Below are 23251 nucleotides of genomic sequence, written 5' to 3'. Positions count from 1 at the left end.
AGTTTCACAAGAGTAAAAGGAGACGTGAGATGTTGGACAGGACGAACCAAGGACAGGCGCGCAAGAAGGCCGTTCTCTATCGAATGGTCATGGGTGAGCATACCTGCCCCTATGGCTTGAAGGCGAAAGACCTGCTCAAGCGGTCGGGCTACGATGTCGACGACCGCCATTTGACAAGCCGCGAAGAGACCGACGCCTTCAAGGCACAGCACGGCGTGGCGACGACACCCCAGGTGTTCATCGATGAAAACAGGGTCGGAGGATACGACGACCTGAGAAGGTTTCTCGGAAAGCCGGTCGCTGACCCCAAGGCGACGAGCTACCGCCCTGTCGTCGTTCTGTTCGCCTTGACCGCCTTGATGGCGATGGCCGCCAGCTACGCGGTCGACGGCAGCCCGTTCACGCTGCGCGCGGGCGAATGGTTCATCGCCTTCTCGATGGTCGTGCTTGCGCTCCTGAAGCTCCAGAACGTCGAAGGTTTTGCGACGATGTTCCTGAACTACGACTTGCTGGCGAAGCGCTGGGTTCCCTACAGCTACATCTATCCCTATGCCGAAGGCCTCGCCGGGGTCCTGATGATAGCGGGAGCGTTGAACTGGCTGTCGGTTCCGGTCGCGCTGTTCATCGGCACGGTGGGAGCCGCATCGGTTTTCAAGGCGCTCTACATCGACAAGCGGGAACTGAAGTGCGCCTGCGTCGGCGGATCCAGCAACGTTCCTCTCGGCTTCATCTCGCTCACGGAAAACCTGATGATGATTGCCATGGCCGTCTGGATGGCCGCTGCCTCGTTCGGCATAGCGGTCGGACACGCCATGTAGCGGGCCTGTTCCGATCGGCGGCAACGCGCCCAATGGGCGGTTGCACCGATCGGACATCACATTCAGCAGAAGCCTCACAGAAAGCAGCTGGATCACAGCCAGGTTTCGGATCGCAATTACGATGCGCGCCTGCCGCCGCGGGTGAAGCGATCGTCTATCGGAACAGGCGGTCGACGTAGTCGCGACCGAGGCCGACTTTCTCGTAGTGGTCGCGACAAAGCGCGATGTAATTATGCACGTCGAAGAAGCCGTCTGGCTCGCCCTTCTCGTCGAGCCAGATCAGCGGCCCCTTGACCTGGAAGAACACCTTCATCGGCTGTTCGTGTTCATAGGCAACCAGGGTATGGCCCTCTCCCGGCGTCTCATAGACGAAATCGCCGGCTGTTGCCGTCCAGTCGTGTTCCAGGTAGCCCCACTTGCCCGAGATCGTATAGGCGAAGACTTCGTGGGGATGGTAGTGGCGGTTTACCAGCCCCGCCTTCTTCGCCATCAGGATATCGCACCACTTGTTCTGCGTCGGCGAGATCCAGAGCGGCCGTGACGATACGGTTTCGGTAAAGGGCACATAGAAGCGCTCGTCCTCCGTCGCCGCATTTTCCAGGTAGACCTCGGGCAAGGCATCCGGCTGGAACACCTTGGTGATCGGCTTCAGGTCCTTCCAGAATTCCGTTGTCGCAAGCTCAGGCATGATGTCCTCCGGGTTTGGTCCAGTGCTCAGGCGCGCACGTGCACGTTCAGCAACGCAGCGCCCCGTTTGGTATCGATGTGGCCGATGGCGCGCTTCAGCGCTGCTGCCAGTTCCTCCCCGCGGCTGACGGTTTCGGCATGGGCATTGCTGGCCTCGGCGACCTTGGCGAAGTCGGGAACCGGCGACAGCGAGGTGAGCGGCATCCGGTTTGCTTTGGCGGCATAGCCTTCGGGATAGACGCCGAGCACCGACTGGCGCACGGCACCCCACTCCGCATTGTTGAGGATGACGATGAGGATCGGCAGAGCCAGCGCCTCGGCGATCTGGTGGCAGGCGGCCGGATTGGAAAAGATGTAGGAGCCGTCGCCCATCGTCGCGACGATCAGCCTGTCGCGGTCGGCCAGCTGCATACCGAGCGCGGCCGGAAACGCCCAGCCGAGACCGCCGGAATGCGGCTCCTGATACCAGGCGCGCGGGTGATCGAGCCTGATCGGCGCAAGCGGGCAGCCAAGCTCGGAAAGCACGCTCGCCTCGCGGCCGGCAATAGCCTCCGACAGTTTCAGGCTCACCCATTCCTTGGTCATGGGATCGGCCATGCCGGCGACCGCCCTCGCCTCTGTCGCGTCGCGGGCGGCGCGATTGGTTGCGGCCACGAGCCCGCGGCGCGCCTCGACATCGGGCGACACTGGAAATTGCCGCAAGGCATCCTGCAGGGCCAAGAGCCCCGCATCGATGTCGCACGCAATCGTCACGTCGGAACGGAAATAGCGAACGGGGAACCGTTGAAACAGCGGATCCTGCCCGAGCTGGATCACCTTGCAGCCGGGTTTGAGCCGATGGATATCCGGCGACCATGGCGCCAGCGCATCGATGACGAGGATGACGTCGGCGTCCTCCACCAGCACTTTCGGATCGGCGGCGGCCGCCATCGGATGATCGGTGGCAATCGCAAGCTGCACCGCCCAGTACTGGCAGACAGGAATGCCGCGATCGAACGCAAGAGACGACAGGGCCTGAAAACCGGCTTCGGAGCCCGCCCCGCGTTGGGCGACAATGAGCGGGTTTTGAGCCCCGGCGAGCAGTTGGGCCGCGGCGGCGATCGCCTCTGCCGACGGCGCATGCACGGCCGGCTTCATCGACAGCGGCTCGGCAAGCCCGTCGCTCGGACAGGGGCGGCAGAGCACCTCGCGCGGCAGGCTCATATAGACGGGCCCGCGCGGCGTCGAGGTGGCAATGGCATAGGCCCGGTCGACCATTTGAGGCACGTGTTCGGCAAAGCGCAGCTCGTCGTCCCACTTGACCGCCTCGCGCACCAGCGCCGCCTGGTCGCGCATCTCCTGGCCCCAGCCGATCGGCACCGTGCGCGAACCGAGCTGACCGCGCTCGGTGACCGGCGTCTTGCCCGAAAACAACAGGACCGGGATGTGCTCGGTGGCTGCGTTGATCGCGCCGATCGCGCAATTGGCGAGCCCGACATTGGTGTGGGCCATGACCGCCTGCGCTCGTCCGGTCGCCAGATAGTAGCCATGCGCCATGCCCATTGCCGCGCTTTCGTGCGGCATGACGATCGCCTCGGGCAAGGCCACACCCTTGGCTTCAGCCTCAGCCAACCCCTCGATGATCGGCGGGAAGTCCGTTCCGGAATTGGCGAAGATGTAGTCGACGCCGACCGCTTTCAGGCGTGCGAGCAAGGCGCCGCCTGCCGTCATCGTTCTTGTATCGTGTTCGCCGTTCTCACTGGCCAAAGTGCGCTCCCTTGCGTTGTCAGCAGCTCATGCCGCCATCGACCATCAGCATCGTTCCGGTGACGAAGCTCGACTGATCCGAGGTGAGGTAAAGCACCGAACGGGCAATCTCATTTGGCGTTCCATGCCGCCCGAGCGGGATCATCCGGTTGAAGAATTCGGTTCCGTCTTCGTCGATCGCAGCTCCCAGGCCCTGTTCGACCGCAAGCTGGAAACCGTTGTCGATCGGGCCGGGGTGAATGGTGTTGACCCGGATGCGCCGCGGCGCCAGTTCCTTCGCCAGGCAGCGCATCAGGCCGACCTGCGCATGTTTGGCGGTGATGTATGCGTAGACGCCGGCATCGCCCCGGGTGGCTGCCACCGACGAGGTAATGACGATGCTGCCGCCATCGCGCATTGCCGGAACCGCATGTTTTGCGGCGAGGAACGCGCCCTTCACATGTACGGCCTGGACCGCGTCGAACACATCGTCGGGATAATCGGCGATCGGCGCCACAGTGCCGAAATTTCCGGCATTGGAGACCAGTACGTCGATCGGCCCGAAGCGCGCGACGGTTTCGCCGACATAACGCTGCGTCTCGGCCCTGTCGGAAACGTCAGCCGCGATGAGCAGGATACGATCGCGCGGCAAGCCTTCCGCCGCAGTCTCCAGTGATGCCATGGAGAGATCGACGAGGGTGACGTTGGCGCCTTCGGCCAGAAACAGCCTGGCACAGGCAAGGCCAAGGCTGCCGGCCCCGCCGGTCACGATGCAGGTCTTGCGTTCAAGTGCTGGCACGTGGCGGATCTCCTTTCGAACGCATCTGTTGCCGTCCTTCCGGGAAGCCGCGTCCACCCTCAAGCGACGCGGAGCCGGCGGTCGACGTGCACTTAGATCGGGTAGTGGATCGGACCGTCCTGGATCGTGACCCATCGCAGCTCGGTGAACTCGGCGATGCCGGCCTTGCCGCCGAAGCGGCCGTAGCCGCTTTCCTTGACGCCGCCGAACGGCATCTGCGCCTCGTCGTGCACGGTCGGCCCGTTGATGTGGCAGATGCCGGACTCGATGCGACGCGCGACGGCCATCGCCCGGTTGACGTCGCGACCGAATACGGCCGAGGACAGGCCGTATTCGGTGTCGTTGGCGACCCGGACGGCTTCGTCGACCGACCCGACACGCACCACAGAAACCACCGGCCCGAAGCTTTCCTCGCCATAGATGCGCATGGACGGAACGACACGGTCGAGCAGGATGGCATCGACGATCGTGCCGTTGATGCCGCCGCCGGCAGCAAGGACGGCGCCCTTGGACACGGCGTCGCGAACGAGCGCATCGATGCGCTGCGCGGCGTGGGCGTCGACGACAGAGCCGAGCGGCGTTTCGCCCTTGCGCGGATCGCCTGCCTTGAGCGTCTTGACCTTGGCGGCCAGCGCCTCGACGAAGCGATCGGCAATCGCATCGTCGACGACGATGCGTTCGGTCGACATGCAGATCTGCCCCTGGTTCATGTAGGCGCCGAAGGCCGCCGCAGCGACCGCCTGGTTGAGGTCGGCATCATCGAGCACGACAAAGGGCGCCTTGCCACCGAGTTCGAGCAGCGCCGGCTTCAGGTGGCGCCCCGCCGTTTCGGCGATGATGCGCCCGACGCGCGTCGACCCGGTGAAGTTGACGCGCCGCACGGCCGGATGGGCGATCAGCGCCTCGACGATCGCGCCGGCGTCTTCCGGTGCGTTCGACACGGCATTGAGCACGCCATCGGGCAGGCCCGCCTCGTGCAGCGCGTCAACAATCAAACGGTGGGTTCTGGGGCAGATTTCCGATGTCTTCATCACGACGGTGTTGCCACAGGCAAGCGGCATGGCGATGGAGCGCACGCCGAGAATGACCGGCGCATTCCACGGCGCGATCGAGAGCACCACGCCGGCCGGCTGGCGGACCGCCATGGCAAGGCTGCCCGGCCGGTTGGAGGGGATGATCTCGCCGGAAATCTGGGTCGTCATCGAAGCGGCTTCGCGCAGCATGTCTGCGGCAAGGCCGACATTGAACATCGCCCAACCCGCCGTTGCGCCGGTTTCGGCGGCCATCGCAGCGACGAATTCCTCTGCCTTTGCCTGCAGGCGGTCTGCGGCGGCAAGCAGCAGCTTGCGACGCTCACGGGGACCGGTTGCCGCCCAGGCCGGGAAAGCCTTCGCCGCGGCGTTCACCGCGAGCCGCGCATCGTCGATGCTGGCGGCCGCCACCTTCGAGGCCACCTCGCCCGAGATGGGGTTCAGTCGCTCGAAGAAGCGCCCGTCCGCAGCCTCGATCTCGGCGTTGTTGATCTTCAATCCCAGCATGTTCATGGGTTTCTCCTTGTCGAAATTTCAGACGGCGGCGCCGAGGAATGCGCGCTGGACAGCGGCATCGTTCATCAGCGCCTGTGCGGTGCCTTCGCCGGTGATGCGCCCGGCTTCGGCGAGGTAGCCGCGATCGGCGATCGATAGGCTCATCTTGACGTTCTGCTCGACGATCAGCAGCGCAAGCCCCGCCTCGCGGATCCGTCCGAGACTGGCGAAGAGTTCGCCGACGACGACCGGTGCGAGCCCCAGGCTCGGTTCGTCCAGCATCAGAAGGTCCGGCTTGGACATCAGCGCGCGGCCGATCGCCACCATCTGTTGCTCGCCGCCAGACATGGTGTTGACGTATTGGCGCCTTCGGTCGCGCAGTTTCGGGAACAGCTCATAGACAAAGGCCTGACGGTCGCGCGCGCCGTCTCTTGCCCGCCTTGCATAGGCGCCAAGGGCGAGGTTCTCCTCAACCGTCAGATCGCCAAAAACGCCGCGACCCTCCGGTACCAGTGCGATACCGGCTTCGACCACATCATGCGCTGAGGTACCGGTAATATTGCGGCCCTCAAAGGTGATGCGCGCACCGGCGTCCGGCCGAACCAGGCCGGCAATTGCCTTGAGCAACGACGATTTGCCGGCGCCATTGGCGCCGAGGATGACGACCGTTTCGCGTCGGCAGACCTCGAGCGACAGGTCGCGAAGCGCAACATGGCGTCCGTAGTGCAGGCAGAGATTGCTGACTTCAAGCATGGCCATCTCCAAGATAGGCTTTGACGACCTCGGGATCGGTCAGCGTCTCGGCCGTCGGCCCATCGGCGATCTTTCGCCCGGCATTCATGACGACGCAACGGCCGCAAAGGGCCCGGATGGCATCCATCACGTGCTCGACGAGCAGGATGGTGATGCCGCGATCGGCAAGTCCCTGGATCAGGTCGATGCCGGTGCGAAGCTCCGTCGGGTTGAGGCCTGCGAGCCATTCGTCGAGCAGCAACAGTTCGGGCTCGGCCGCCAGCGCGCGGGCAAGCTCCATGCGCTTCTGGTCGATGTAGGTCAATTCCTGCGCGCTCTGGTCGGCCCTTTGCGCAAGGCCGACCTCCGCAAGCCGGGCAAGCGCCTCGCTGCGGGCCTCATCCCCCCAAAGCTTCCGCCGGCCGAAGGCGAGTGCGGCGATAACGTTCTCGGCGACGGTCAGCGATGGCAGTCCACGAACCAGCTGGAAAGTCCGGGCAACCCCCTTCAAGGCGATCCGGTTGGGCGCCAGACCGGAAATGGTCTTACCGTTGAGCGCAATTGTTCCGCCTGACGGCGCGAGGTGCCCCGAAATCATGTTGAGCACGGTGGTCTTGCCGGAGCCATTCGGCCCGAGCAGCCCGACGATTTCGCCTTTGGTCAGTGAGAACGACGCGGCGTTGACCGCGGTCAGCCCGCCAAAACGCTTCGTCAGGCCGGAAATGGTCAGGATCTCGCTCATTGTGCCCCTCCTGCAGCCGGCTTGATGGCCGGTCGGCGCCAGCGGCTCCAATGTTCTTCGGCAAAGGCGAGCACACCGCGCGGCAGAACGAAGACGATGTCGATAAAGAGCAGGCCGAGGATGATCGAATAGTGGTTCGGGAAATTGGCCGAGAGCCACTCGAACAACAGGAAGAGCGGCACCGCCCCGAAGATCGGGCCATAGAGCCGGTTGGCGCCACCGAGCAGGGCCATGATCAGCGTCAGGAACGACACCGTCGGGTTGAACGCGATGGAGGGTTCGACATAGGTCCATCGCGGCGCCTGGATCGCTCCGACCAGCGTGATGATCACCGAGCTCAAGGCAAAGAGCGCAAGCTTCAGCCGGGCAATATCGATGCCGCAATGGCGCGCCACGACTTCGTCGTCGCCGATGACCTTCAGCGCCAGCCCGAAGCGGCTGCGGACGATCGCAAAGGACAAGAGGAAGGTGACGGTGGCAAGCGCCAGCAGCTGCCAGTAGATGCCCTCGGGCGTCACCGGCAGGAAGATGTAGCGGCCGAGCGTTCCCGTCATGTTGACCTCGTACCAGGTGACCAGCTGGCGCACCAGTTCGGCAAGACCGAAGGTGAAGATGACGAAATAGACCCCGGCAAGTCGCAACGTCGACAGACCGACGACGACCGCAACGACAAGGCCGATCGCGGCGGCAACGAGAAGCAGCAGCGGATAGCTGAGGCTCTCGCTGAAGACGGCGACCGTGTAGGCGCCTATGCCGAAGAAAGCGACGGTTGCAAGCGACACATAGCGCGTCGGGCCGGAGAACATCGCCCAGGCGGACGCAAGCGTCACGTAGCCGAGCATGCCGATCATCAGCGTTACGCCGTAAGGACCGACGAGGTAGGGAACGAAGGCCAGACTGCCGATCACCAAGGCGAAAAACAGGGCTGACAAACGTGGAATACGGCTCATCGCGCAGCCCTCCCGAACAGGCCGGCGGGACGCCACAGCAGCACCACGAGGAAGATGGCATAGGTCGCGGCCAGCGTCAGGCCAGGATCGAGATAGGTGGCGACGAAGGTCTCGACGACGCCGAGGATGAGGCCGGCCGACAGTGCACCGGGAACGTTGCCGACACCGCCCATGATGACGACGATCAGCGCCTTCATGGTGAAGACGACGCCGGAGGTGGCGGTAAACGTCTGGTACATGGAAATGACCACGCCACCGGCCGCGGCAAGTGCGCCGCCGAGCGCAAAGGCCAGGCGGGCCGCACGGTCGACATCGATGCCGACGAGCGGCGCCGAGCCGGGTGCGACCGAGACGGCGCGCAGCGCCGTTCCCCAGAGCGTGCGCGTGAGGACCAGATAGAGAGCACCTGCAAAGACGGTGGCCAGCACGAAGGCGAGCAGCCGGTTGGCAGCGATCGTGGTTCCGAACACATCGACAGCGATATTGAGATAGCTGTAGCTGGTGAAGTTGGCGCCGAAGGCGACGAGCAGCACGCCCTGGATGACGAAGAGCAGGCCGAAGGTCGCCAGGATGGAATCGATCTCGAGGCTCGCCTTGTCTTTCGCCCTCGCCACCAGCGGCCGCATCATCACGGCATAGATCAGATAGCCGAGGGCAAAGCCGGCAGGTGCAGCGACCAACAGGCCGAGCACCGGATTAAGCCCCCAGAAATTGAACAGGCTATAGGCCAGGAAGGCCGCAGCGATGATGATTTCGCCATAGGCGAGATTCATGATCCGCGCGATGCCGTATTGGAGCGTCAGCCCCATCGCGACAAGCGCATAGGTTCCGCCGAGCACGAGCCCGGACAAAAGGGCCGTGGCGAACATCGGCCTCCTCCTCTATTTCACTCTTTGGGACCGTCGCGATCGCGCGCCTGCCCCTTAGGATCGCCCCTCCCCGCGATGGGGATGGGGCTTGTCTCGCTTGACTGACCAGGACGCCGGCACGGCGCGCCGCGGCGGCCTTCCTGCTCGGCTCTACCCTTCGCAGTTTTCCGGCCGATGCGGTCTCAGGCTACTTCCAGGCCTGGCGCGGCAGGACGGGTTTGCTCGCGCCCTCCCGGTCGCCTGGCGCCACGCCGACGAACTGGCCGTTCTGCCATTGTCCCGTCCACCAGAGCTTGCGCAACTGGTTGTCCTCGAACCGGGTTTCGCCGATGACGGTTTCGAACGTGCCGCTCGAAAGTTCGGCAGACACCGCCTCCCGGTCGAGACCCTTGCGCTTGATCGCCTCCTGCAGCATCTGCAGGCTGGCATAGGTGATGACGCTGCCCCAGTAATCTGGCGCGACGCCGGTGACGGCTTCGTGGCGCTTGCGATAGTCGGCATTGGCCGCGTTGTTCGGGTCGATGCCACCCAGGCTCATGATGCCTGTGGCATTGTCGCCGTTGTTCTTGCCGTAGACCGGAAAGCCGGTGCCAACCCCGAGATAGAGCACCTTGGGATTGAAGCTTGCCACCTGTGCCTGCTGCGTCAGCGCGAAAGTATCCGGCGGATAGGAGAAGGCAACGAAAGCATCGGCGCCGCTTGCCTTCGCCTCGTTGATCATCGGCGAGAAGTCGGAGGTGCCGACAGGATAGGTCTTGTCATAGACGACCTCGATGCCGGCTTCCGCGAAGGCCGGACGGGCGGCCGTGACCAGATCGATGCCGAAGCCGTCGGCAACCGAGACCATCGCCACCTTGGTGTTGATCGTGCCGGCCTTGCTGGTTTCGGCAAGGATCGCGGCGAGCGCCCGCGCATAGTCGTGGCCGCCGCCCAGCATCCAGAAGCTCTTCTTCCAGCGCTGCACGAATTGCGGCGCCTTGTCGGTGACGGCAGAGACGGCGAGCTGCGGATAGCCGTAGCGGTCAAACAGCGGTGCGACGGCCAGGTTGAAGCCCGTGCCCCAGGGCACGAGCATGAAATCGACCTCGTCCTGGGTCGCCAGGCGCTCGACCGCTCGCACGACCTCTTCGGACGAGGAGCGGTCGTCATACTCGATGACTTCGATCGGCAGTTTCGAACCGTCAGGCAGTTCGAGGCCGCCGGCGTCGTTCACGTCCTTTACCCAAAGCTGGTAGTTCGGCAGCGTGGTAATGCCGGCACCGCCCGCGTTCGGCCCGGTCTTCGAGATCGCATAACCGATCTTCACGGACTTGCGGTCCTCAGCCACCGCCGTGCTGGCGATGCCGCTGGCGAGCATGATCACGGCGAGCGCCGTCGTTCGCAGGACTTGCCTGCGTCGAAAGGTTTTCATGATTCTCCTCCCATTTGCCCGCGTGGTGCGAGCCCCGTCGTCATGCTCGCCTGGTGCCCGTTCTCCTCCGGCATCCAGAAGCTGTATTCGACCATCTCAGGCTAATACCGGCCCTGTCGCTACGGAATAGACTTTTACAAGAGATACTTGTACTTTTCACGGAAACCGGGATCACGATGTGACGCCAGCTTCCAGCACCTCTGCAACGAACCAGCCAACCACAAGCGCACGCCCCGCCGGCCCCACCGAGGCACGAGTGTTCAAGGCGGCCCTGTCGCAATCGGAATGGACGTTCCGCGGGACCCGTAACCGGATCTTCGTCGTGCTTTCGGGCGGCGGCCATATCCGCGTCGGTCGGCATGACGTTCCGCTATCCGGCCCGGCGATCGTGTGGGCGCCGGCAGGCGAGACAGGATCCGTCCTGTTCGACGCGGGCGCCGAGGGGGCGTCGCTGGCTATTCCCGATCTCGTGCTCGGTTCGGCGATGCCGACGGGCGCCGTCTTTGCCCAGGTGCGCGAAGCGATCGCTCGCCCGATCCTTGGCGCCCGTATCCCGGTCGCGGCTGCCCGCCAGTTGTCCCAGGCGTTGCAAGCCATAGAACAGGAACTCAGCGCCAACGAGCCCGGCGCACAGGAAGTCATCCGCCATCAACTGGCGCTGGTGCTGATCTCCATCTGGCGGCTGGCAAACCCCGGTCACGACCGGCCGCAACCGTCGCCGCGGGCGATCGTGCGCAGCTTCGTCCATCTCGTGGAACTGCACATTCGCGACCACTGGTCGATCGGCGCCTATGCCGAGGCGCTCGGCGTGACCGCCGACCGGCTGAACACCGCGACCCGGCGAGCGACCGGCCGAACCCCGATGGAACTCATTCACGAGCGGCTGATGACGGAAGCCTCGATCCTGCTCGACAATTCCGGCCTGCAGGTTTCAGAAGTGGCAGAAGCGCTCGGCTTCAAGGACGCCGCTTATTTCAGCCGGTTCTTCAAGCGCATCGCGGGCGTGTCGCCGCGCGCCCATCGCGCCGGCGCCGCCTTGAAGAGGAGCGACGTCAACACGAACTACGCGGCCTGGCCGTGAGCCTCAGGCAGTGTCGGGTGCGCGGTCGTCCGGATCCGGCGCGGTTGCCGATTTGCGGTGGTTTTGCTAGGTGTGCAACCAACGAATATTGAGGCGGATGTGGTAAAGTTTGGAAATTCCGCAGCCCTTACAAGGACCTACAATCGGGCTGTAATCCTCGACGCGCTTCGGCGGACGGAAAGTCTATCGCGGGTCGAGCTTGCAAGGTTGAGCGGCCTGACACCACAGGCCGTAAGGAACATTGTCGAAGACCTGTTGGCCGAAGGCTTCGTCAAACAGATCGGCAGGCGCAAGGGGCTTCGGGGTCAGCCGCAGATCGAGGTCGCCATCAATCCGGACCGCGGCTATTCGCTCGGCTTTCACGTGACCGGGTCCGAATGCCGGTACCTGGGCACCAATCTGGTCGGAGACGTCGTGTTCGAGGGCGGCGCCTTCAAGCTCACGTCGGACGCGGCGGAAATACGCCGTTCCCTGGAACAAATAGAAGCGGCCTGTTCGCAAAGCATGCAAGACAGGGCGCGGCTTGGCGTCGGGATCGCGGTCTCGGCCCCGCTTGCCATGCCACGGCACCGCGAGCCGCATTCGGATTATCTCGAGCAAGTCCGCACGATCCAGCATTTCTTCGGTCCGGACACGTGGATCGAGAATGACGCGAATGCAGCCGCGATGGCGGAAAATCTCTCAGGTACGGCCAAGGAACGAAGCGACTTCCTTTACATCTTCATTGGCGCCGGCGTCGGTGGCGCGATCGTGCGCGACAGCAAGCTGCAACGCGGCTATCGCGGGAACGCCGGCGAATTCGGTCACATCCTCGTGGACCCGAACGGCCCTCAATGCCACTGCGGCAACAGGGGCTGCCTGCACACCTATTTGTCGCTGGCCGAATTCGGCGATCGGATCGATCGCCTGGGTTCCGACGACGGCGAGATCAAAGCCTGGCTTGCAAGGGCGGTCCCTCCCCTCACGCGCGCCATCGTGACGTTGGAGAACGCATTCGACCCCGATCGGATCATTCTGGGCGGAACGGCGCCCGGCTGGTTGCTGGAGTTGCTTCTCGCGGGCGTGCAGGAAATCCTGCCGTCGACTTGCACGGACGAGGCTCATCAAAGGGTCGAGATTAGCAGGTTGGGCACCACGAGCGCGCTTTTGGGCGCATCCGCTCTTCCTCTCTTGAACCTGATGACGCCGCACCCGGATCTGCTGACGAAGCAATCGCTCGAGGGGATGCGGTAGGCAGGCGGCGCCGTTACCAGCCGACGCGATCACAGCGCTGAAGGTCAGCGCAACAGGGATTGGACATAACCAACCACGTCGATGTCTGGATCTGCAAGGATGTCCCTGGAAGGAGAAATGCCGCGTGCGAGAAGCTTCTTCCCCATCACAAACGATTTGCCATCGTTGATGGCGTCGACGGCGAGAAACCGTTCCTTGTCGAAATACCAGAGCGAGCGCGCGTCGGCAGTCTTTCCAGCGCGCGAAAGGACGTCGGTGTAACCCGTGTTCAGTCCGGCGATCTGCAGCTTCGCATCATATTGATCTGACCAGAACCAGGGCACTGGTACATAGGGTTTCGGGGAGCCCGCAATCGATGCTGCGGCAGCTTCGGCGAGGTCAATCGCGTTCTGTACGCACTCCAATCGGACCGTGCCTTGACCGTACGGGAAAGCGGCGCAATCTCCGACTGCGTAGACGTTTGGATCCGAGGTTCTGCCGAAGGCGTCGACCAGGATACCGTTCATCACGGCGAGCCCGCATCCTTCCGCCAGGCCGATGTTCGGGGTGATCCCAATTCCAACGATTGCGAAATCGATGGGCAGGATGGAGCCGTCGCTCGTCTCGGCTTCGGCGACACGGCCGTTGTTGCCGACGAAACGAACAAGGCCAGTGCTCTCCTTGATGGAGACCCCATGGCGCACGTGAAGTTTTCTTAAAAAGTCTGATGTCGCCGATGATGCAACACGATTGAGAATCCGGGCGTCCGCCTCGATCACCGTCACGTTCAGGCCGAGTTCAGCGCCGACGGCGGCAGCTTCCAGGCCGACATAGCCGCCACCGACGACGAGCATGGTCTTTCCAGGTATCATTTCAGGCATGAGCCGATCGGCATCCGCCTTGTTCCGCGCCACATAGACACCGCCCAGGTTTCCCCCGAGGGTCGCCGGCCACGCCCGTGGAGATCCGCCCGTTGCCAGAACGAGCGTTCCGTAGGCGCGCTCTTCGCCGGTATCGCACGTAACACGTTGCCGATTGCGATCGATGTGGTCGACCCGTGTCCCGGTCAAGATTTCGATGCCGAGGTCGGCGTACCAGCTCGCGGGCCTGAGCAAGATATCGGTGAGAGAAGCACCGCCCAGCAGGTAGCTCTTCGAAAGCGGCGGTCTTTGGTAAGGCAGCACTGCTTCATCGGCAATGATCGTGATCGGCCGCTCGACCTTGAGCGCCCTCAACCGGGCAGCCGCGGCAACGGCAGCCTGGCCGCCACCCACTATCACTATCGCACTCACGGTTCTGCCATCCCTTCTGAGCCAAAAGCTCGACGATCGTTCCTGGTTATCCCTGCACTTCGGGGACACGCACGGTCAGCCCGTCCAGGTCGGGCTTCAACTTGATCTGGCAGGCAAGTCGGCTTTGCGGCGTGAGGTTTTCCGACAATGACAGCATGTCGGCTTCATCGTCAGCGATCGATGGGAGCCTTGCCATCCAGTGCTCGTCGACATGAACCTGGCACGTCCCGCAACCGCATGTTCCACCACAGTCTCCAAGGATGCTCCCGACATTGTTGGCCAGCGCCAATTGCATGAGGCTGCCCACGGGCTCGGTGAGCACGACGCATTGCTCACCGTTCGATTGGATGAATTTCACTTCGATCATTGGCGCCTCAGTAAAGTGTTCGTTGATCGCCGACGCGGATCTTTTCCACCATCTCTTCCTTGTCGAGACCGGCAATCTGATCCGCTAGGATCTCACCGAGTGGCGGAAAATCTTCGCGCGTTGCAAAGGTTGCCGGATTCCAGAGTTTCGAGCGGATGACCGCCTTGGAGCAGTGAAAGAACACTTCCCTGACATGCACCCGGATCGCCACGCGCGGCGCCCTGCCCTGAATGGAAAGGGCTTCGAGCGCGCCGCCGGCCACGATGTCGGCAACGCCGTTGACGCGAAGGATCTCGCCCAGGCCAGGCACAAGAAACAGGCATCCGACCACGGGATCAGCCAGGATGTTTTCCATGGTGTCGAGCCGGTTGTTGCCAGGGCGGTCGGGGATAAGGAACGTGTTTTCATCCAACACGTGGACGAACCCCCTTGGATCCCCGCGTGGCGATACGTCTCCACCCGCCTGGCTGCGCGTGCCGATCAAGGCGAACGGAGACAGCGAGAGAAATTGAAGACAGTGTTTGTCGAGCCGGGTGAGTTGTTTGCTGACAACCAACGCCTCGGGCGCGGGAAAAATCTGTCGCAGTTCAGTTTGGTCAATTGAGCGCATGCCTTGCCCTCCCCTTGAGCGCAAGGAGTGTCAAAAAACCGACGCCTCGTCAATAAAGAAAAACAATTGTTTTATTATTATGCGCTCGATATGGTCGCCGAAGACCAACTCCCGGCCAATGGAGCGGATAATGCATGTCATCGAAACCAACAGCGCGAAGGTAACGTTCAACCCGCAGGGCGGGCATCTGGAGGAAGTCGCCTTTGGGAGGGGGGCCGACCGGATACGACCGATGCACCGTGCGCCCTGGCGCACAGGCGAGGACAATGGGGGCCGGCCGGAACGTGTACCCGCAGCCATGGGCCAAAGCCTCGCCAGTCTTTCCGGTGATTTCTTCTGCGCGCCGTTCGGGCACGATGACGTCAGCGGTACCGTCGAACACGGCTTGACCGCCAACGGGGTCTGGCTGGAAGAGAGCTGCCGGACAGATGCCGACGGCACGGTTACAGCGATCTTCCGGCTCGACGGCCAGGTTGCTGGCGCCGCTGTATTCAAGGAGCTGACGCTCAAGCCCGACCAGCCGATTGTCTATCAGCGTCATCGTTTCGTCGGGGGCTTCGGCATGCTTCCCGTCGCACACCATCCAATGGTCCGGATAACGGGAGAAGCATCTCTGAGCTTCTCGCCGAAAGCTTTCGGGGCAACGCCCGAACATGCCGTGGAAACCGACCCGCAATGCGGAAACTCGGCACTTATGTACCCTCAAGAGTTTGTCGATCTGACAAGCGTGCGACTGGAGGGAGGCGGCGCGGTGGACCTGAGCGTTCAGCCGGGTCCGCCCGATTCCGAGGATTTCCTGATCCTCGCGGAGGAGCCGAACTCGACCGTGGGATGGACCGCAGTGTCGGCGCGTGATGACGGATTCTTGTTTTTCTCCGTCAGGAACCCGCGGGCCTTGCCATTCTCGATGCTCTGGATGAGCAACGGGGGACGTCACTACGAGCCCTTCTCGGGCCGGCATCGGGGCGTGCTGGGACTGGAGGAAGGATGCACTTTCTTCGGCTACGGTCGCGAGGCAAGCAGCCGACCGAACTGGCTGAACAAGCGGGGTTACCCGACGGCAATCGAGCTTGTGCCGGACGGGGAAGTCGCCATCGGCTTTGCATTCGGTGCCATCCGCCTGCCCGATGGCTGGCGTGCCGTTTCCGACATCGGCGTTTCGCGCGAGAACCTGAGCATTTGGTCGGACACGGAGGCAACGGTCGAGTTGCCTTTCTGGATGGACGGCGTCTTCTCCCGGTAGGCGTTAGAACAGCAACTCGCCTATGGAGAGCCTGCGAAGCGCCAGGCAGACATTGGCGACCAGCGCCTCCTTTTTGGGGCCACGATCCGGGTAGCGGGTCATGTTGTCGCCATTGTGCATGAAGACATAACCTCCACGCCCCGTCGTCGTCGTCGGATACTGCCACGGCCAGTCCGCAGGCTTCGGGTCGCCCTCCGGTCCGACATCGGTCAGCCAGATCGCTCCGGGGGGCGGATCGCTCCAACCTCTCGCATATTGCCCGAATATGCCTTCCCAGCCATCGAAGTCGCCACCGAGATCGGCAAAGATGCCGAACCGGTCGTTGCGCACCCGTACCTTGATGTTGGTGAACGGGCGTGGCGAGACCGCATGGAAGGGGGCCATGAACGGCAGCCATGGCTGGCACGGCTCGGCGCAGATGACGAGGTTTCCGCCACGGGCGAGGAACGCAAGGAGATCGTCGGACCGGCTTTTCAGGAAGAACTCGTCGTGGCTGCTCGGAACATAGAGCGTGTCCGTCTTTTCCAGGAGTTCGGGCCCGAGTTCGTAAAGCGGCGAAAACGAGGTCTCAAAACCGGCACGTTCGAGACTTTTCTCGATCCAGGCGGGATGCCACTCCGAGGGCACATGCGAGCACTGCAGGTAGGTGAAGCGATTGTTCGACGGGCGCTTAATGCCGAGTTCACGGTTGAGCCAGGGATAGAAGGACTGAAGGAGCGGCAGTTTCCCGGCGTCCATTCAAGGCCAGGAATCTCTAGCCAGTCGGCATGCCCCTGCAGACTGACGACGAGAACGCCGCCACCCTTCAGATAGGCATTCAGGTGCTGTCGGTGCGGGACCGGCGCGGCTGCATCCATCGCATCCGGCATGATGACCGCGGCGTAGGTCGAAAGGTCAAACCGAGGCAGGTCGTGGATATAGATGAGGTCGTCGATATAGTGGTTGAAGTCCTGGAAGCTTCGCAGCTGTCAACTGTTGCCCCAGTGGATGTAGGCGATCCGCTTTGCGGCGTTGGGCGTCACGTTGCCGGAAGCATCTCGGCATAGATGCCGCTAGTGAAGTATCGCACCAGCGAATCCTTGTTCATGCCGACGATGCGATCGGCCTTTCCGTCCACGGCACGATAGATGATCGGCGCCGAACGGACGATCGTCACGACACGTTCCGGCGGTTTTGCGAACGTGATCGTCTTGCCGCGATGATCGAGGAAGGCCGTTTCGGCCGACGCCGCTCCCGGCAGGAGCGCCGATAGGAGCAGTGCGAGTGCAGTGAATGTCTTGAGGCGGCTTGACATGAAACGCTCCATCGAAAGGCCGGAAAGTCCGGGCCAACTTCGTTTTCATGAGCGCGCCAGTCAAGTTATAGCAACATGTCCAGCGCTCTGTAGATTTTTAGGGGTGGCGTCGCCTCGGAAGCGCTCCTCCTGAAATCAGTCAGAGCACTCTCTGCATGCCCCGGAGAGCTTCGTCGATTGTCCCAAGATGGCGCGCGACCGGCAGCTCCTTCACGTCTTTTTAACCATGACTCGTGAAACTGAGCCCATCCGGAGGCATGATGCCGACGTTCGTCTGGGGTAAAAGTGCATGCGTAAGCCGCAAGATCAGAAGCTGTCCTCCGGTGCGACCATTTCGGAGCCCGGCTACGTCGTCTCCCGCCGCGCCCTGCTTTCGAACCTCGGTATCATGACGCTGCTGGGTGCGTCCGGGTGCTCGCAGGCCCTCGAACTCCCATCGCTCGAGCCGTCCGGTCGTATGTCGCCTATGGGTGTTGACACCATGTCGACAGGGGCAATTCCACCGATCAGCGTCGACAGCAACATCACCGACAACAGCACGATGTATGCGTCGCTGGCCGACAACGGCTTCGTCATCCCGGCCATTTCGTTCCAGAAGGTCAAACCGGAATTCCGTCGTCAGATCGTTCGCGATCCCACCGGTGAGGCGCCGGGCACAATCGTGGTGCGGCTCAATGAGCGGCATCTCTATTGGGTGCAGGACGGTGGCGAAGCGGTCCGCTACGGTGTCGGCATCGGCAAGGCCGGCTTCGAGTGGAGCGGCCGTGCGGAGATCCAGTACACGAAGGTGTGGCCGACCTGGACGCCGCCCAGGGAGATGATCGCGCGCAAGCCTGAGCTGGTGAAATGGACGAACGGCCAGCCGGGTGGCCTCGACAACCCACTCGGAGCCCGGGCACATTACATCTTCAAGGACGGCCAGGACACCGGCTATCGCGTGCACGGCTCACCGGAGTGGTGGACCATCGGCACGCAGGCGTCTTCCGGTTGCGTGCGCATGATGAACCAGGACGTCGTCGATTTGTACAACCGGGTCAAGGCGTCGCCGATCAAAGTCCCGATTGTGGTGGCATAAGGCGATACGCCGCGTGAAACAGGGGCTGAGAGCGACGACGGCCCTGGCAAAATCAAACGCTCGACCTGACGCGCCGGACCACGCCTCCTCGACGGGCTGATCGCGTGCGAAATGGAACAAAGAAGACTCGGCGGGAAAGATACGGCTCCTTCATCGCACCTGCACAGTTGAGCCACGGCGCCCATCATTTAAGATACAAGGTCGGCGGGCCGGACTGATCGACGTCACGGCGCGACCGACAGCTGGATCATGCCGCGACATGCCGTCACCAATTACGATTAGAGCCGCCCGACAGGATGACATGCCCGCGCTTGGCGCGTTTGGCACGCAACTGACGGCACTCCATCATCAATGGGACCCCACGCGCTTCATCGCGGCGGGAGCCGGCACGAAGGCTTCCTATGGCCGATGGCTGCACAGTCAGCTTGAAGAGCCGGATGTCGTGGTCCTCACAGCCGAGCAGGAAAATGCAATCGTCGGATATGCCTATGCCTCTCGCGAGGGATACGACTACATGGCGCTCCGAGGGCCGGCCGGCGTCGTTCACGACCTTTTCGTGGATCCCGAACGTCGGAACCAAGGCATCGGCCGCATGTTGCTCGACGCGGCCGTTGCAGAGTTGCGAAAGCGAGGGGCTGGCCTGGTCGTGCTTTCCACCGCGCACAGGAACGAGGCAGCGCAACGGCTGTTCGCAACCGCAGGCTTTCGTCCGACGATGGTCGAGATGGCGCTGGACGATAAGGCTTGATCAGGTGGCATCTGCTCGCGGTTTGGGCAAGCCGACCTCCTCAACTCGACCTCCGAACGACCGAACGTAAAAGGAATGCGAAAGCCCGTTCGCTTGCGGCTGACCGGAAAAAGGGGCGCGCGTCCTGGGCACCAGAACATCGACAGTGAGGAGCGTCGGTCGCTTCGGAACCGATCGCACTGTGCTTCCGTTTCTCCTGCGCATCGACGACGGTTGTCGCTGGCTCCAACGCCTTCAGGGCAAATTCTTGCTGCCAGGCGTGGTCGGCGGCACCCCCTTCCAGGTAGGAGCCCCTATGCGCATCGCCTTCCTTGTCAACGCGATCGAGACCGAAAAGCCTTCCTATACGACAACGTCTTTGGCGCTTGCCGCGCTCGCTCGCGGCCACGACGTGCTCTATGTAACGCCGGGTGATTTCATCCTTGGCCCCGACGACGCATTAATGATCCGCGCAGCAAATCTTGGCGACGCGCGCCCCAAGAAATCCGAAACACTGCTGCGTGCTCTGATCGCTCCCGAACAGCAAAGAAACCTTGTCAATGTCGAGGAGGTGGATGTCCTGTTCTTACGGAACGACCCCTCGCTGGATGCCGATAGTCGCCCCTGGGCAGCGCATGCCGGCGCGAATTTCGGTCGGCTGGCCGCTGAGCGAGGCACGATCGTCGTCAACGACCCCTGTGGCCTGGCCCTGGCACAAGACAAACTCTATTTCCAGGATTTCCCGGCCATCGTTCGTCCGACCACTTTGATTTCCAAGGACATAGAGGAGATCAGAACGTTTATCGACGACCATTCGGACGGTGTGATCATCAAACCGCTGCAGGGATCCGGCGGAAAGAACGTTTTTCGGGTTGGAAGCAGCACCGAGTCCAATCTCAATCAAATCATCGATGCCGTCGGTGAGGTCGGCTATCTCATTGCGCAGTGTTACCTTCCAAAAGCGTCCGAAGGCGATACCCGATTGTTTCTCATGAACGGACGCCCCTTGCAGCGTGGCGGCGTATACGCTGCATTCAGGCGCGTCCCCGCGAAGGGCGACGTGCGTTCCAACATCCACGCGCGCGGGACCCCAAAACGGGCGCAGGTCACAAAGGAAATGCTGGCGATCGCCGAGACGCTGCGCCCCAAGCTTGTCGAAGATGGCATGTTTCTGGTCGGCCTCGATATCGTCGGCGACAAGCTGCTCGAGATAAACGTGTTCACGCCCGGCGGTCTCCAGACCATTCGTGAACTCTACGACGTCGACTTCTGCGAAGACATCCTTGCCTCGCTGGAAAACAAAGTTGCGACCAGGAAGACCTACAGCGGATCGTTGAGCAACCGTATCCTGTCGACCCACTAGGACTTTGCCGAGGAATTCTGGGCGCATGATCCACGCCAAAGCGCAATTGACGGGCTATTTTGCCGGCGGCTAGCTGTGACTGCCCCGGAGGTAGTCGCGACCGGATGGCTGCATTGACCAAAATCGTACCCGGGGCGTCGGAACCGATGGCGCCGTGCTCGGTTTCTCCTTCATACGCCAAAGGAGATGAAAGCGATGGCCAAAGACGACGATCTGAAAGCGGGCTTTACAGGCACACCCGAAGAACCCCTTGCCGGTATGCGCAAAGCTGCACAGACAGCCAGCGACGCAGTGAAGAGGGAAACGACCGCCGTGGCGACCGCCGCGGCACAACATCCTCACACCGCGACCACCCTCAGCTTGCTGATCGGCGCCCTCGCCTTTACCATCGGCTACGTCGTGGGACGATCATCGGTCGACACCGGGCGGGGATACTGGCGATAAACCGGCCAGCCGGCGAGGCTGATGTTTCGCCGGCGCCTCTCAAATCACGATAACTTCCTCCTTACCATGAATTTAGGCGACGCTAATATCCATTGACTACAGCGTGCACTGTGCAAAGCTGAAAGCTCTCGATTGTGCCACGACGCTGCAGGGATCCTTCATGTTTTTGGTCCGCACCGATCTCGATGTCGCCGTCACGCGATGGCGCGAGATCATCTTGACGTCCTTGCCGTGGGACCGACTTGGCGGCTACGTCGCATTGCGCAAACATGATTTGACCATCGAACTTCACGACCTCGATGAGGATAGCGATCTGCTCGTCTTTGCAACCGATGGTGAAGCTCTGGCCAGCCGGTTCCGTTCAGCCTATCCCTTTGTGGTGACATACGGCAGGAATCCCGGCTACCCGCTTGAATATCTGGTCTGGCTTTCATTCCACATGCAAGCGAACTTCGATCGGTTGGGCGCCCTGGAGATGAGCGCGACTTACGAGGACGAAGAGGGCGACATCGAAAGCATGTCTGCCGTGGCCATGGGCTTCTCACGTCAGGCCGACCTTGAAGACTTTATTGCGCGGTTCGACGGCAAGGACCTGAGCCATGACCTGTTGTTCGGCTACGACGCATACCTGTCGGAGGTGGCAGCGAAGGTTGACTGAGGCCGCGCCTCTTTTTCCGCCCCACTTACTCCTATTGCGAACCAAGCTGGTTTTCGGGCCCTTCCGGTCGGCCAGGGTCAAGGGAGATTGGTTGGCCTGCCTGTCTCGCGCCAGTGTTACGAAACTTTCATTTTATCATCATGCAGATTGTCACGGACTGTCACACGCAACTGTTAGCAAGCGCCCCGGCTTCATCGTGCCACCGATCCTGGTGTCCGCCATCCTGCAAGGAGCGTTTTGCTAATGAGAGTCTCCGTCACTACTTCCGTATTCCTCGGCCTGATGGCGAGCGTCGCGTTCGGCACGTCGGCCGCGGCCGCCGAAAAGACGAAATTCGAATTCTGGTACGGCCTTTCGGGCGACCTTGGCGAACGCGTCCAGGATGCCTGCAAGAAGTTCAACGACAGCCAGTCGGAATTCGAGATCGTCTGCACCTCGCAAAACGGTTACGACACGACCCTGCAGAACACGATTGCCGCCTACCGCGCCAAGAAGCAGCCGGCGATCACCCAGATCTATGATGCCGGCACGCTCGACATGATGCTGTCCGGTGCCTTCGTGCCCGCCAAGAAGCTGATGGCCGACAACGGCTATACGATCGACTGGAACAACTATTTCGGCGGCATCGCCAATTACTACGCCACCGCAAAGGGCGAACTGAACTCCTTCCCGTTCAACTCCTCCACCGCGATGTTCTACTACAACGTCGACGCCTTCCAGAAGGCCGGCATCGAATTCAAGCCGGACACCTGGGAGCAGGTCGAGGAAGCGGCCCGCAAGCTGAAGACGGCCGGTTTCGAATGCCCGCTGGCGTTCAACTTCGACACCTGGCCGCTGATGGAGCAGTTCTCGGCCATCCATAACCAGCCGATCGCCACCCAGGCGAATGGTTACAATGGCCTCAACGCCGAGCTTGTCGTCAACAAGACCAAGTTCGTCGACCATGTGAAGTTCTTCAAGAAAATGGCCGACGAGAAGCTCTTCGTCGTCAAGACCAAGCAGCTCGGCATGGACATCGTCCCGGCCTTCACCTCCCAGACCTGCCAGATGATCCAGACCTCGGTCGCCGACCACGGCACCATCGGCAAGACCCTTCCTGAGGGTGTGAAGTGGGAAGTCGCCATGTTGCCGGTGTGGAAGGGCACCGAGCGGCAGAACTCGCTCGTCGGCGGCGCCTCGCTTTGGGTGCTCGCCGGTCGCCCGGAAGCCGAATACAAGGGCGCGGCCGCCTTCCTCAACTACCTTGCGACGCCGGAAATGGCCGAATGGTGGTCGACGGTGACGGGCTACATCCCGGTGACCAAGACCGGTTTCGACGCCATGAAGGCGAATGGCTTCTATGACAAGGCTCCCTACAAGGGCCGCGAACTCGCCATCCAGAGCCTGTCCTTCACCCCGACCTCGGAAAACACCCGCGGCATTCGCCTCGGCGGCTTCACGCAGATCCGCAAGGAATTCGCAACCGCCCTCGAAGCGATTTTCATGCAGAACGCAGACGTACAGGCCGAGCTCGACAAGACGGTCGAACGCGGCAACGCCGTTCTGCGCCGCTTCGAGAAGACCTACGCCGGACAGACGCTGAACTAAGATCCGATCCGCCCGGAGCCTGCCGCGATATCGGCGGGC

General features: G+C 62.3%; 24 protein-coding genes and 1 pseudogene. 11 read left to right on the top strand and 14 right to left on the bottom strand.

Annotated features, from left to right (window positions below):
* Nucleotides 1–29: 29 nt before the first annotated feature.
* Entirely contained in the window at nt 30–818 is a 789-nt protein-coding gene (locus tag JVX98_RS29215; RefSeq protein ID WP_205239923.1) for a glutaredoxin family protein, read from the top strand.
* 154 nt (nt 819–972) lie between these two features.
* On the opposite strand, the gene JVX98_RS29210 is transcribed toward JVX98_RS29215, so the two are convergent.
* From JVX98_RS29210 to JVX98_RS29170, 9 genes are all read right to left on the bottom strand, one after another.
* Entirely contained in the window at nt 973–1506 is a 534-nt protein-coding gene (locus JVX98_RS29210) for a 2,4'-dihydroxyacetophenone dioxygenase family protein (protein ID WP_205239922.1), read from the bottom strand.
* Nucleotides 1507–1532: 26 nt separating this feature from the next.
* Entirely contained in the window at nt 1533–3215 is a 1683-nt protein-coding gene (locus JVX98_RS29205; protein WP_192449296.1) for a thiamine pyrophosphate-requiring protein, read from the bottom strand.
* Nucleotides 3216–3270: 55 nt separating this feature from the next.
* Entirely contained in the window at nt 3271–4029 is a 759-nt protein-coding gene (locus tag JVX98_RS29200) for an SDR family NAD(P)-dependent oxidoreductase (RefSeq protein WP_192449082.1), read from the bottom strand.
* 92 nt (nt 4030–4121) lie between these two features.
* Nucleotides 4122–5573: an aldehyde dehydrogenase gene (locus JVX98_RS29195; protein WP_205239921.1), complete on the bottom strand. Its 1452-nt coding sequence runs from the start codon at nt 5571–5573 to the stop codon at nt 4122–4124.
* Nucleotides 5574–5594: 21 nt separating this feature from the next.
* Nucleotides 5595–6308, bottom strand: coding sequence for an ABC transporter ATP-binding protein (locus JVX98_RS29190; protein WP_192449080.1), 714 nt, complete (start codon nt 6306–6308; stop codon nt 5595–5597).
* Nucleotides 6301–7029, bottom strand: a complete 729-nt coding sequence (locus tag JVX98_RS29185; RefSeq protein WP_192449079.1) for an ABC transporter ATP-binding protein — start codon at nt 7027–7029, stop codon at nt 6301–6303. Before JVX98_RS29185 ends, JVX98_RS29190 begins: the two co-directional genes overlap by 8 nt.
* Complete coding sequence (locus JVX98_RS29180; protein ID WP_205239920.1) at nt 7026–7979, bottom strand: branched-chain amino acid ABC transporter permease; 954 nt, start codon at nt 7977–7979, stop codon at nt 7026–7028. Before JVX98_RS29180 ends, JVX98_RS29185 begins: the two co-directional genes overlap by 4 nt.
* Nucleotides 7976–8848: a branched-chain amino acid ABC transporter permease gene (locus JVX98_RS29175; protein ID WP_205239919.1), complete on the bottom strand. Its 873-nt coding sequence runs from the start codon at nt 8846–8848 to the stop codon at nt 7976–7978. The genes JVX98_RS29180 and JVX98_RS29175 overlap by 4 nt, the downstream gene beginning before the upstream one ends.
* Before the next feature lie 187 nt (nt 8849–9035).
* The gene (locus JVX98_RS29170) at nt 9036–10259 is read right to left on the bottom strand and encodes an amino acid ABC transporter substrate-binding protein (RefSeq protein WP_205239918.1); all 1224 of its coding nucleotides are present in this window, start codon (nt 10257–10259) and stop codon (nt 9036–9038) included.
* A gap of 256 nt (nt 10260–10515) precedes the next feature.
* Between JVX98_RS29170 and JVX98_RS29165 the strand changes: the two genes are divergently transcribed.
* From JVX98_RS29165 to JVX98_RS29160, 3 genes and pseudogenes are all read left to right on the top strand, one after another.
* Nucleotides 10516–11340 (top strand): helix-turn-helix domain-containing protein, encoded by an 825-nt coding sequence (locus JVX98_RS29165; protein WP_205239917.1) that lies wholly within the window; start codon nt 10516–10518, stop codon nt 11338–11340.
* 57 nt (nt 11341–11397) lie between these two features.
* Nucleotides 11398–11559: pseudogene (locus JVX98_RS32750) on the top strand (hypothetical protein); the annotation flags it as partial.
* A gap of 36 nt (nt 11560–11595) precedes the next feature.
* A complete protein-coding gene (locus JVX98_RS29160) occupies nt 11596–12573 on the top strand; it encodes an ROK family protein (RefSeq protein WP_246765116.1) in 978 nt (325 codons plus the stop codon).
* Between the two features lie 44 nt (nt 12574–12617).
* Here the strand turns inward: JVX98_RS29160 and JVX98_RS29155 are convergent, their stop codons facing one another.
* The 3 genes from JVX98_RS29155 to JVX98_RS29145 are packed head-to-tail and all read right to left on the bottom strand — an operon-like array spanning nt 12618 to nt 14821.
* Nucleotides 12618–13844 (bottom strand): NAD(P)/FAD-dependent oxidoreductase, encoded by a 1227-nt coding sequence (locus JVX98_RS29155; protein WP_246765115.1) that lies wholly within the window; start codon nt 13842–13844, stop codon nt 12618–12620.
* A gap of 46 nt (nt 13845–13890) precedes the next feature.
* Nucleotides 13891–14211, bottom strand: a complete 321-nt coding sequence (locus tag JVX98_RS29150; RefSeq protein WP_205239915.1) for a 2Fe-2S iron-sulfur cluster-binding protein — start codon at nt 14209–14211, stop codon at nt 13891–13893.
* A gap of 7 nt (nt 14212–14218) precedes the next feature.
* A complete protein-coding gene (locus tag JVX98_RS29145) occupies nt 14219–14821 on the bottom strand; it encodes an MSMEG_1061 family FMN-dependent PPOX-type flavoprotein (RefSeq protein WP_205239914.1) in 603 nt (200 codons plus the stop codon).
* Nucleotides 14822–14951: 130 nt separating this feature from the next.
* On the opposite strand from JVX98_RS29145, the gene JVX98_RS29140 reads away from it, so the two are divergent.
* Nucleotides 14952–16064, top strand: coding sequence for a hypothetical protein (locus JVX98_RS29140; protein WP_205239913.1), 1113 nt, complete (start codon nt 14952–14954; stop codon nt 16062–16064).
* Between the two features lie 3 nt (nt 16065–16067).
* Here the strand turns inward: JVX98_RS29140 and JVX98_RS29135 are convergent, their stop codons facing one another.
* Nucleotides 16068–16802, bottom strand: a complete 735-nt coding sequence (locus tag JVX98_RS29135) for a hypothetical protein (protein WP_246765114.1) — start codon at nt 16800–16802, stop codon at nt 16068–16070.
* Between the two features lie 280 nt (nt 16803–17082).
* The gene (locus JVX98_RS29130) at nt 17083–17358 is read right to left on the bottom strand and encodes a hypothetical protein (RefSeq protein ID WP_246765113.1); all 276 of its coding nucleotides are present in this window, start codon (nt 17356–17358) and stop codon (nt 17083–17085) included.
* 289 nt (nt 17359–17647) lie between these two features.
* Between JVX98_RS29130 and JVX98_RS29125 the strand changes: the two genes are divergently transcribed.
* From JVX98_RS29125 to JVX98_RS29100, 6 genes are all read left to right on the top strand, one after another.
* Nucleotides 17648–18433, top strand: a complete 786-nt coding sequence (locus JVX98_RS29125; protein WP_205239912.1) for a L,D-transpeptidase — start codon at nt 17648–17650, stop codon at nt 18431–18433.
* A gap of 301 nt (nt 18434–18734) precedes the next feature.
* Nucleotides 18735–19181, top strand: coding sequence for a GNAT family N-acetyltransferase (locus tag JVX98_RS29120; RefSeq protein WP_246765112.1), 447 nt, complete (start codon nt 18735–18737; stop codon nt 19179–19181).
* A gap of 295 nt (nt 19182–19476) precedes the next feature.
* Nucleotides 19477–20523, top strand: coding sequence for a glutathione synthetase (locus JVX98_RS29115; RefSeq protein ID WP_205239910.1), 1047 nt, complete (start codon nt 19477–19479; stop codon nt 20521–20523).
* 195 nt (nt 20524–20718) lie between these two features.
* The gene (locus tag JVX98_RS29110; protein WP_192449068.1) at nt 20719–20967 is read left to right on the top strand and encodes a hypothetical protein; all 249 of its coding nucleotides are present in this window, start codon (nt 20719–20721) and stop codon (nt 20965–20967) included.
* A 160-nt stretch (nt 20968–21127) separates the two neighbouring features.
* Nucleotides 21128–21625, top strand: coding sequence for a hypothetical protein (locus JVX98_RS29105; protein WP_205239909.1), 498 nt, complete (start codon nt 21128–21130; stop codon nt 21623–21625).
* A 243-nt stretch (nt 21626–21868) separates the two neighbouring features.
* Nucleotides 21869–23212 (top strand): extracellular solute-binding protein, encoded by a 1344-nt coding sequence (locus tag JVX98_RS29100; RefSeq protein WP_205239908.1) that lies wholly within the window; start codon nt 21869–21871, stop codon nt 23210–23212.
* Nucleotides 23213–23251: the final 39 nt, after the last annotated feature.

Origin of the sequence: Ensifer sp. PDNC004, assembly GCF_016919405.1 — a bacterium.
Taxonomy (GTDB): domain Bacteria; phylum Pseudomonadota; class Alphaproteobacteria; order Rhizobiales; family Rhizobiaceae; genus Ensifer.
Note: the sequence above shows the minus strand (reverse complement) of the source record. Positions and strands in the feature narration are given on the sequence as shown.

What these genes read in the sequence shown, in the direction of transcription:
- JVX98_RS29215 (WP_205239923.1), top strand. Translation starts at nt 30, where the DNA reads ATGTTGGACAGGACGAACCAAGGACAGGCGCGCAAGAAGGCCGTTCTC.
- JVX98_RS29210 (WP_205239922.1), bottom strand. Translation starts at nt 1,506, where the DNA reads ATGCCTGAGCTTGCGACAACGGAATTCTGGAAGGACCTGAAGCCGATC.
- JVX98_RS29205 (WP_192449296.1), bottom strand. Translation starts at nt 3,215, where the DNA reads ATGACGGCAGGCGGCGCCTTGCTCGCACGCCTGAAAGCGGTCGGCGTC.
- JVX98_RS29195 (WP_205239921.1), bottom strand. Translation starts at nt 5,573, where the DNA reads ATGAACATGCTGGGATTGAAGATCAACAACGCCGAGATCGAGGCTGCG.
- JVX98_RS29190 (WP_192449080.1), bottom strand. Translation starts at nt 6,308, where the DNA reads ATGCTTGAAGTCAGCAATCTCTGCCTGCACTACGGACGCCATGTTGCG.
- JVX98_RS29185 (WP_192449079.1), bottom strand. Translation starts at nt 7,029, where the DNA reads ATGAGCGAGATCCTGACCATTTCCGGCCTGACGAAGCGTTTTGGCGGG.
- JVX98_RS29180 (WP_205239920.1), bottom strand. Translation starts at nt 7,979, where the DNA reads ATGAGCCGTATTCCACGTTTGTCAGCCCTGTTTTTCGCCTTGGTGATC.
- JVX98_RS29175 (WP_205239919.1), bottom strand. Translation starts at nt 8,848, where the DNA reads ATGTTCGCCACGGCCCTTTTGTCCGGGCTCGTGCTCGGCGGAACCTAT.
- JVX98_RS29170 (WP_205239918.1), bottom strand. Translation starts at nt 10,259, where the DNA reads ATGAAAACCTTTCGACGCAGGCAAGTCCTGCGAACGACGGCGCTCGCC.
- JVX98_RS29150 (WP_205239915.1), bottom strand. Translation starts at nt 14,211, where the DNA reads ATGATCGAAGTGAAATTCATCCAATCGAACGGTGAGCAATGCGTCGTG.
- JVX98_RS29145 (WP_205239914.1), bottom strand. Translation starts at nt 14,821, where the DNA reads ATGCGCTCAATTGACCAAACTGAACTGCGACAGATTTTTCCCGCGCCC.
- JVX98_RS29140 (WP_205239913.1), top strand. Translation starts at nt 14,952, where the DNA reads ATGCATGTCATCGAAACCAACAGCGCGAAGGTAACGTTCAACCCGCAG.
- JVX98_RS29135 (WP_246765114.1), bottom strand. Translation starts at nt 16,802, where the DNA reads ATGGACGCCGGGAAACTGCCGCTCCTTCAGTCCTTCTATCCCTGGCTC.
- JVX98_RS29130 (WP_246765113.1), bottom strand. Translation starts at nt 17,358, where the DNA reads ATGTCAAGCCGCCTCAAGACATTCACTGCACTCGCACTGCTCCTATCG.
- JVX98_RS29125 (WP_205239912.1), top strand. Translation starts at nt 17,648, where the DNA reads ATGCGTAAGCCGCAAGATCAGAAGCTGTCCTCCGGTGCGACCATTTCG.
- JVX98_RS29120 (WP_246765112.1), top strand. Translation starts at nt 18,735, where the DNA reads ATGCCCGCGCTTGGCGCGTTTGGCACGCAACTGACGGCACTCCATCAT.
- JVX98_RS29115 (WP_205239910.1), top strand. Translation starts at nt 19,477, where the DNA reads ATGCGCATCGCCTTCCTTGTCAACGCGATCGAGACCGAAAAGCCTTCC.
- JVX98_RS29110 (WP_192449068.1), top strand. Translation starts at nt 20,719, where the DNA reads ATGGCCAAAGACGACGATCTGAAAGCGGGCTTTACAGGCACACCCGAA.
- JVX98_RS29105 (WP_205239909.1), top strand. Translation starts at nt 21,128, where the DNA reads ATGTTTTTGGTCCGCACCGATCTCGATGTCGCCGTCACGCGATGGCGC.
- JVX98_RS29100 (WP_205239908.1), top strand. Translation starts at nt 21,869, where the DNA reads ATGAGAGTCTCCGTCACTACTTCCGTATTCCTCGGCCTGATGGCGAGC.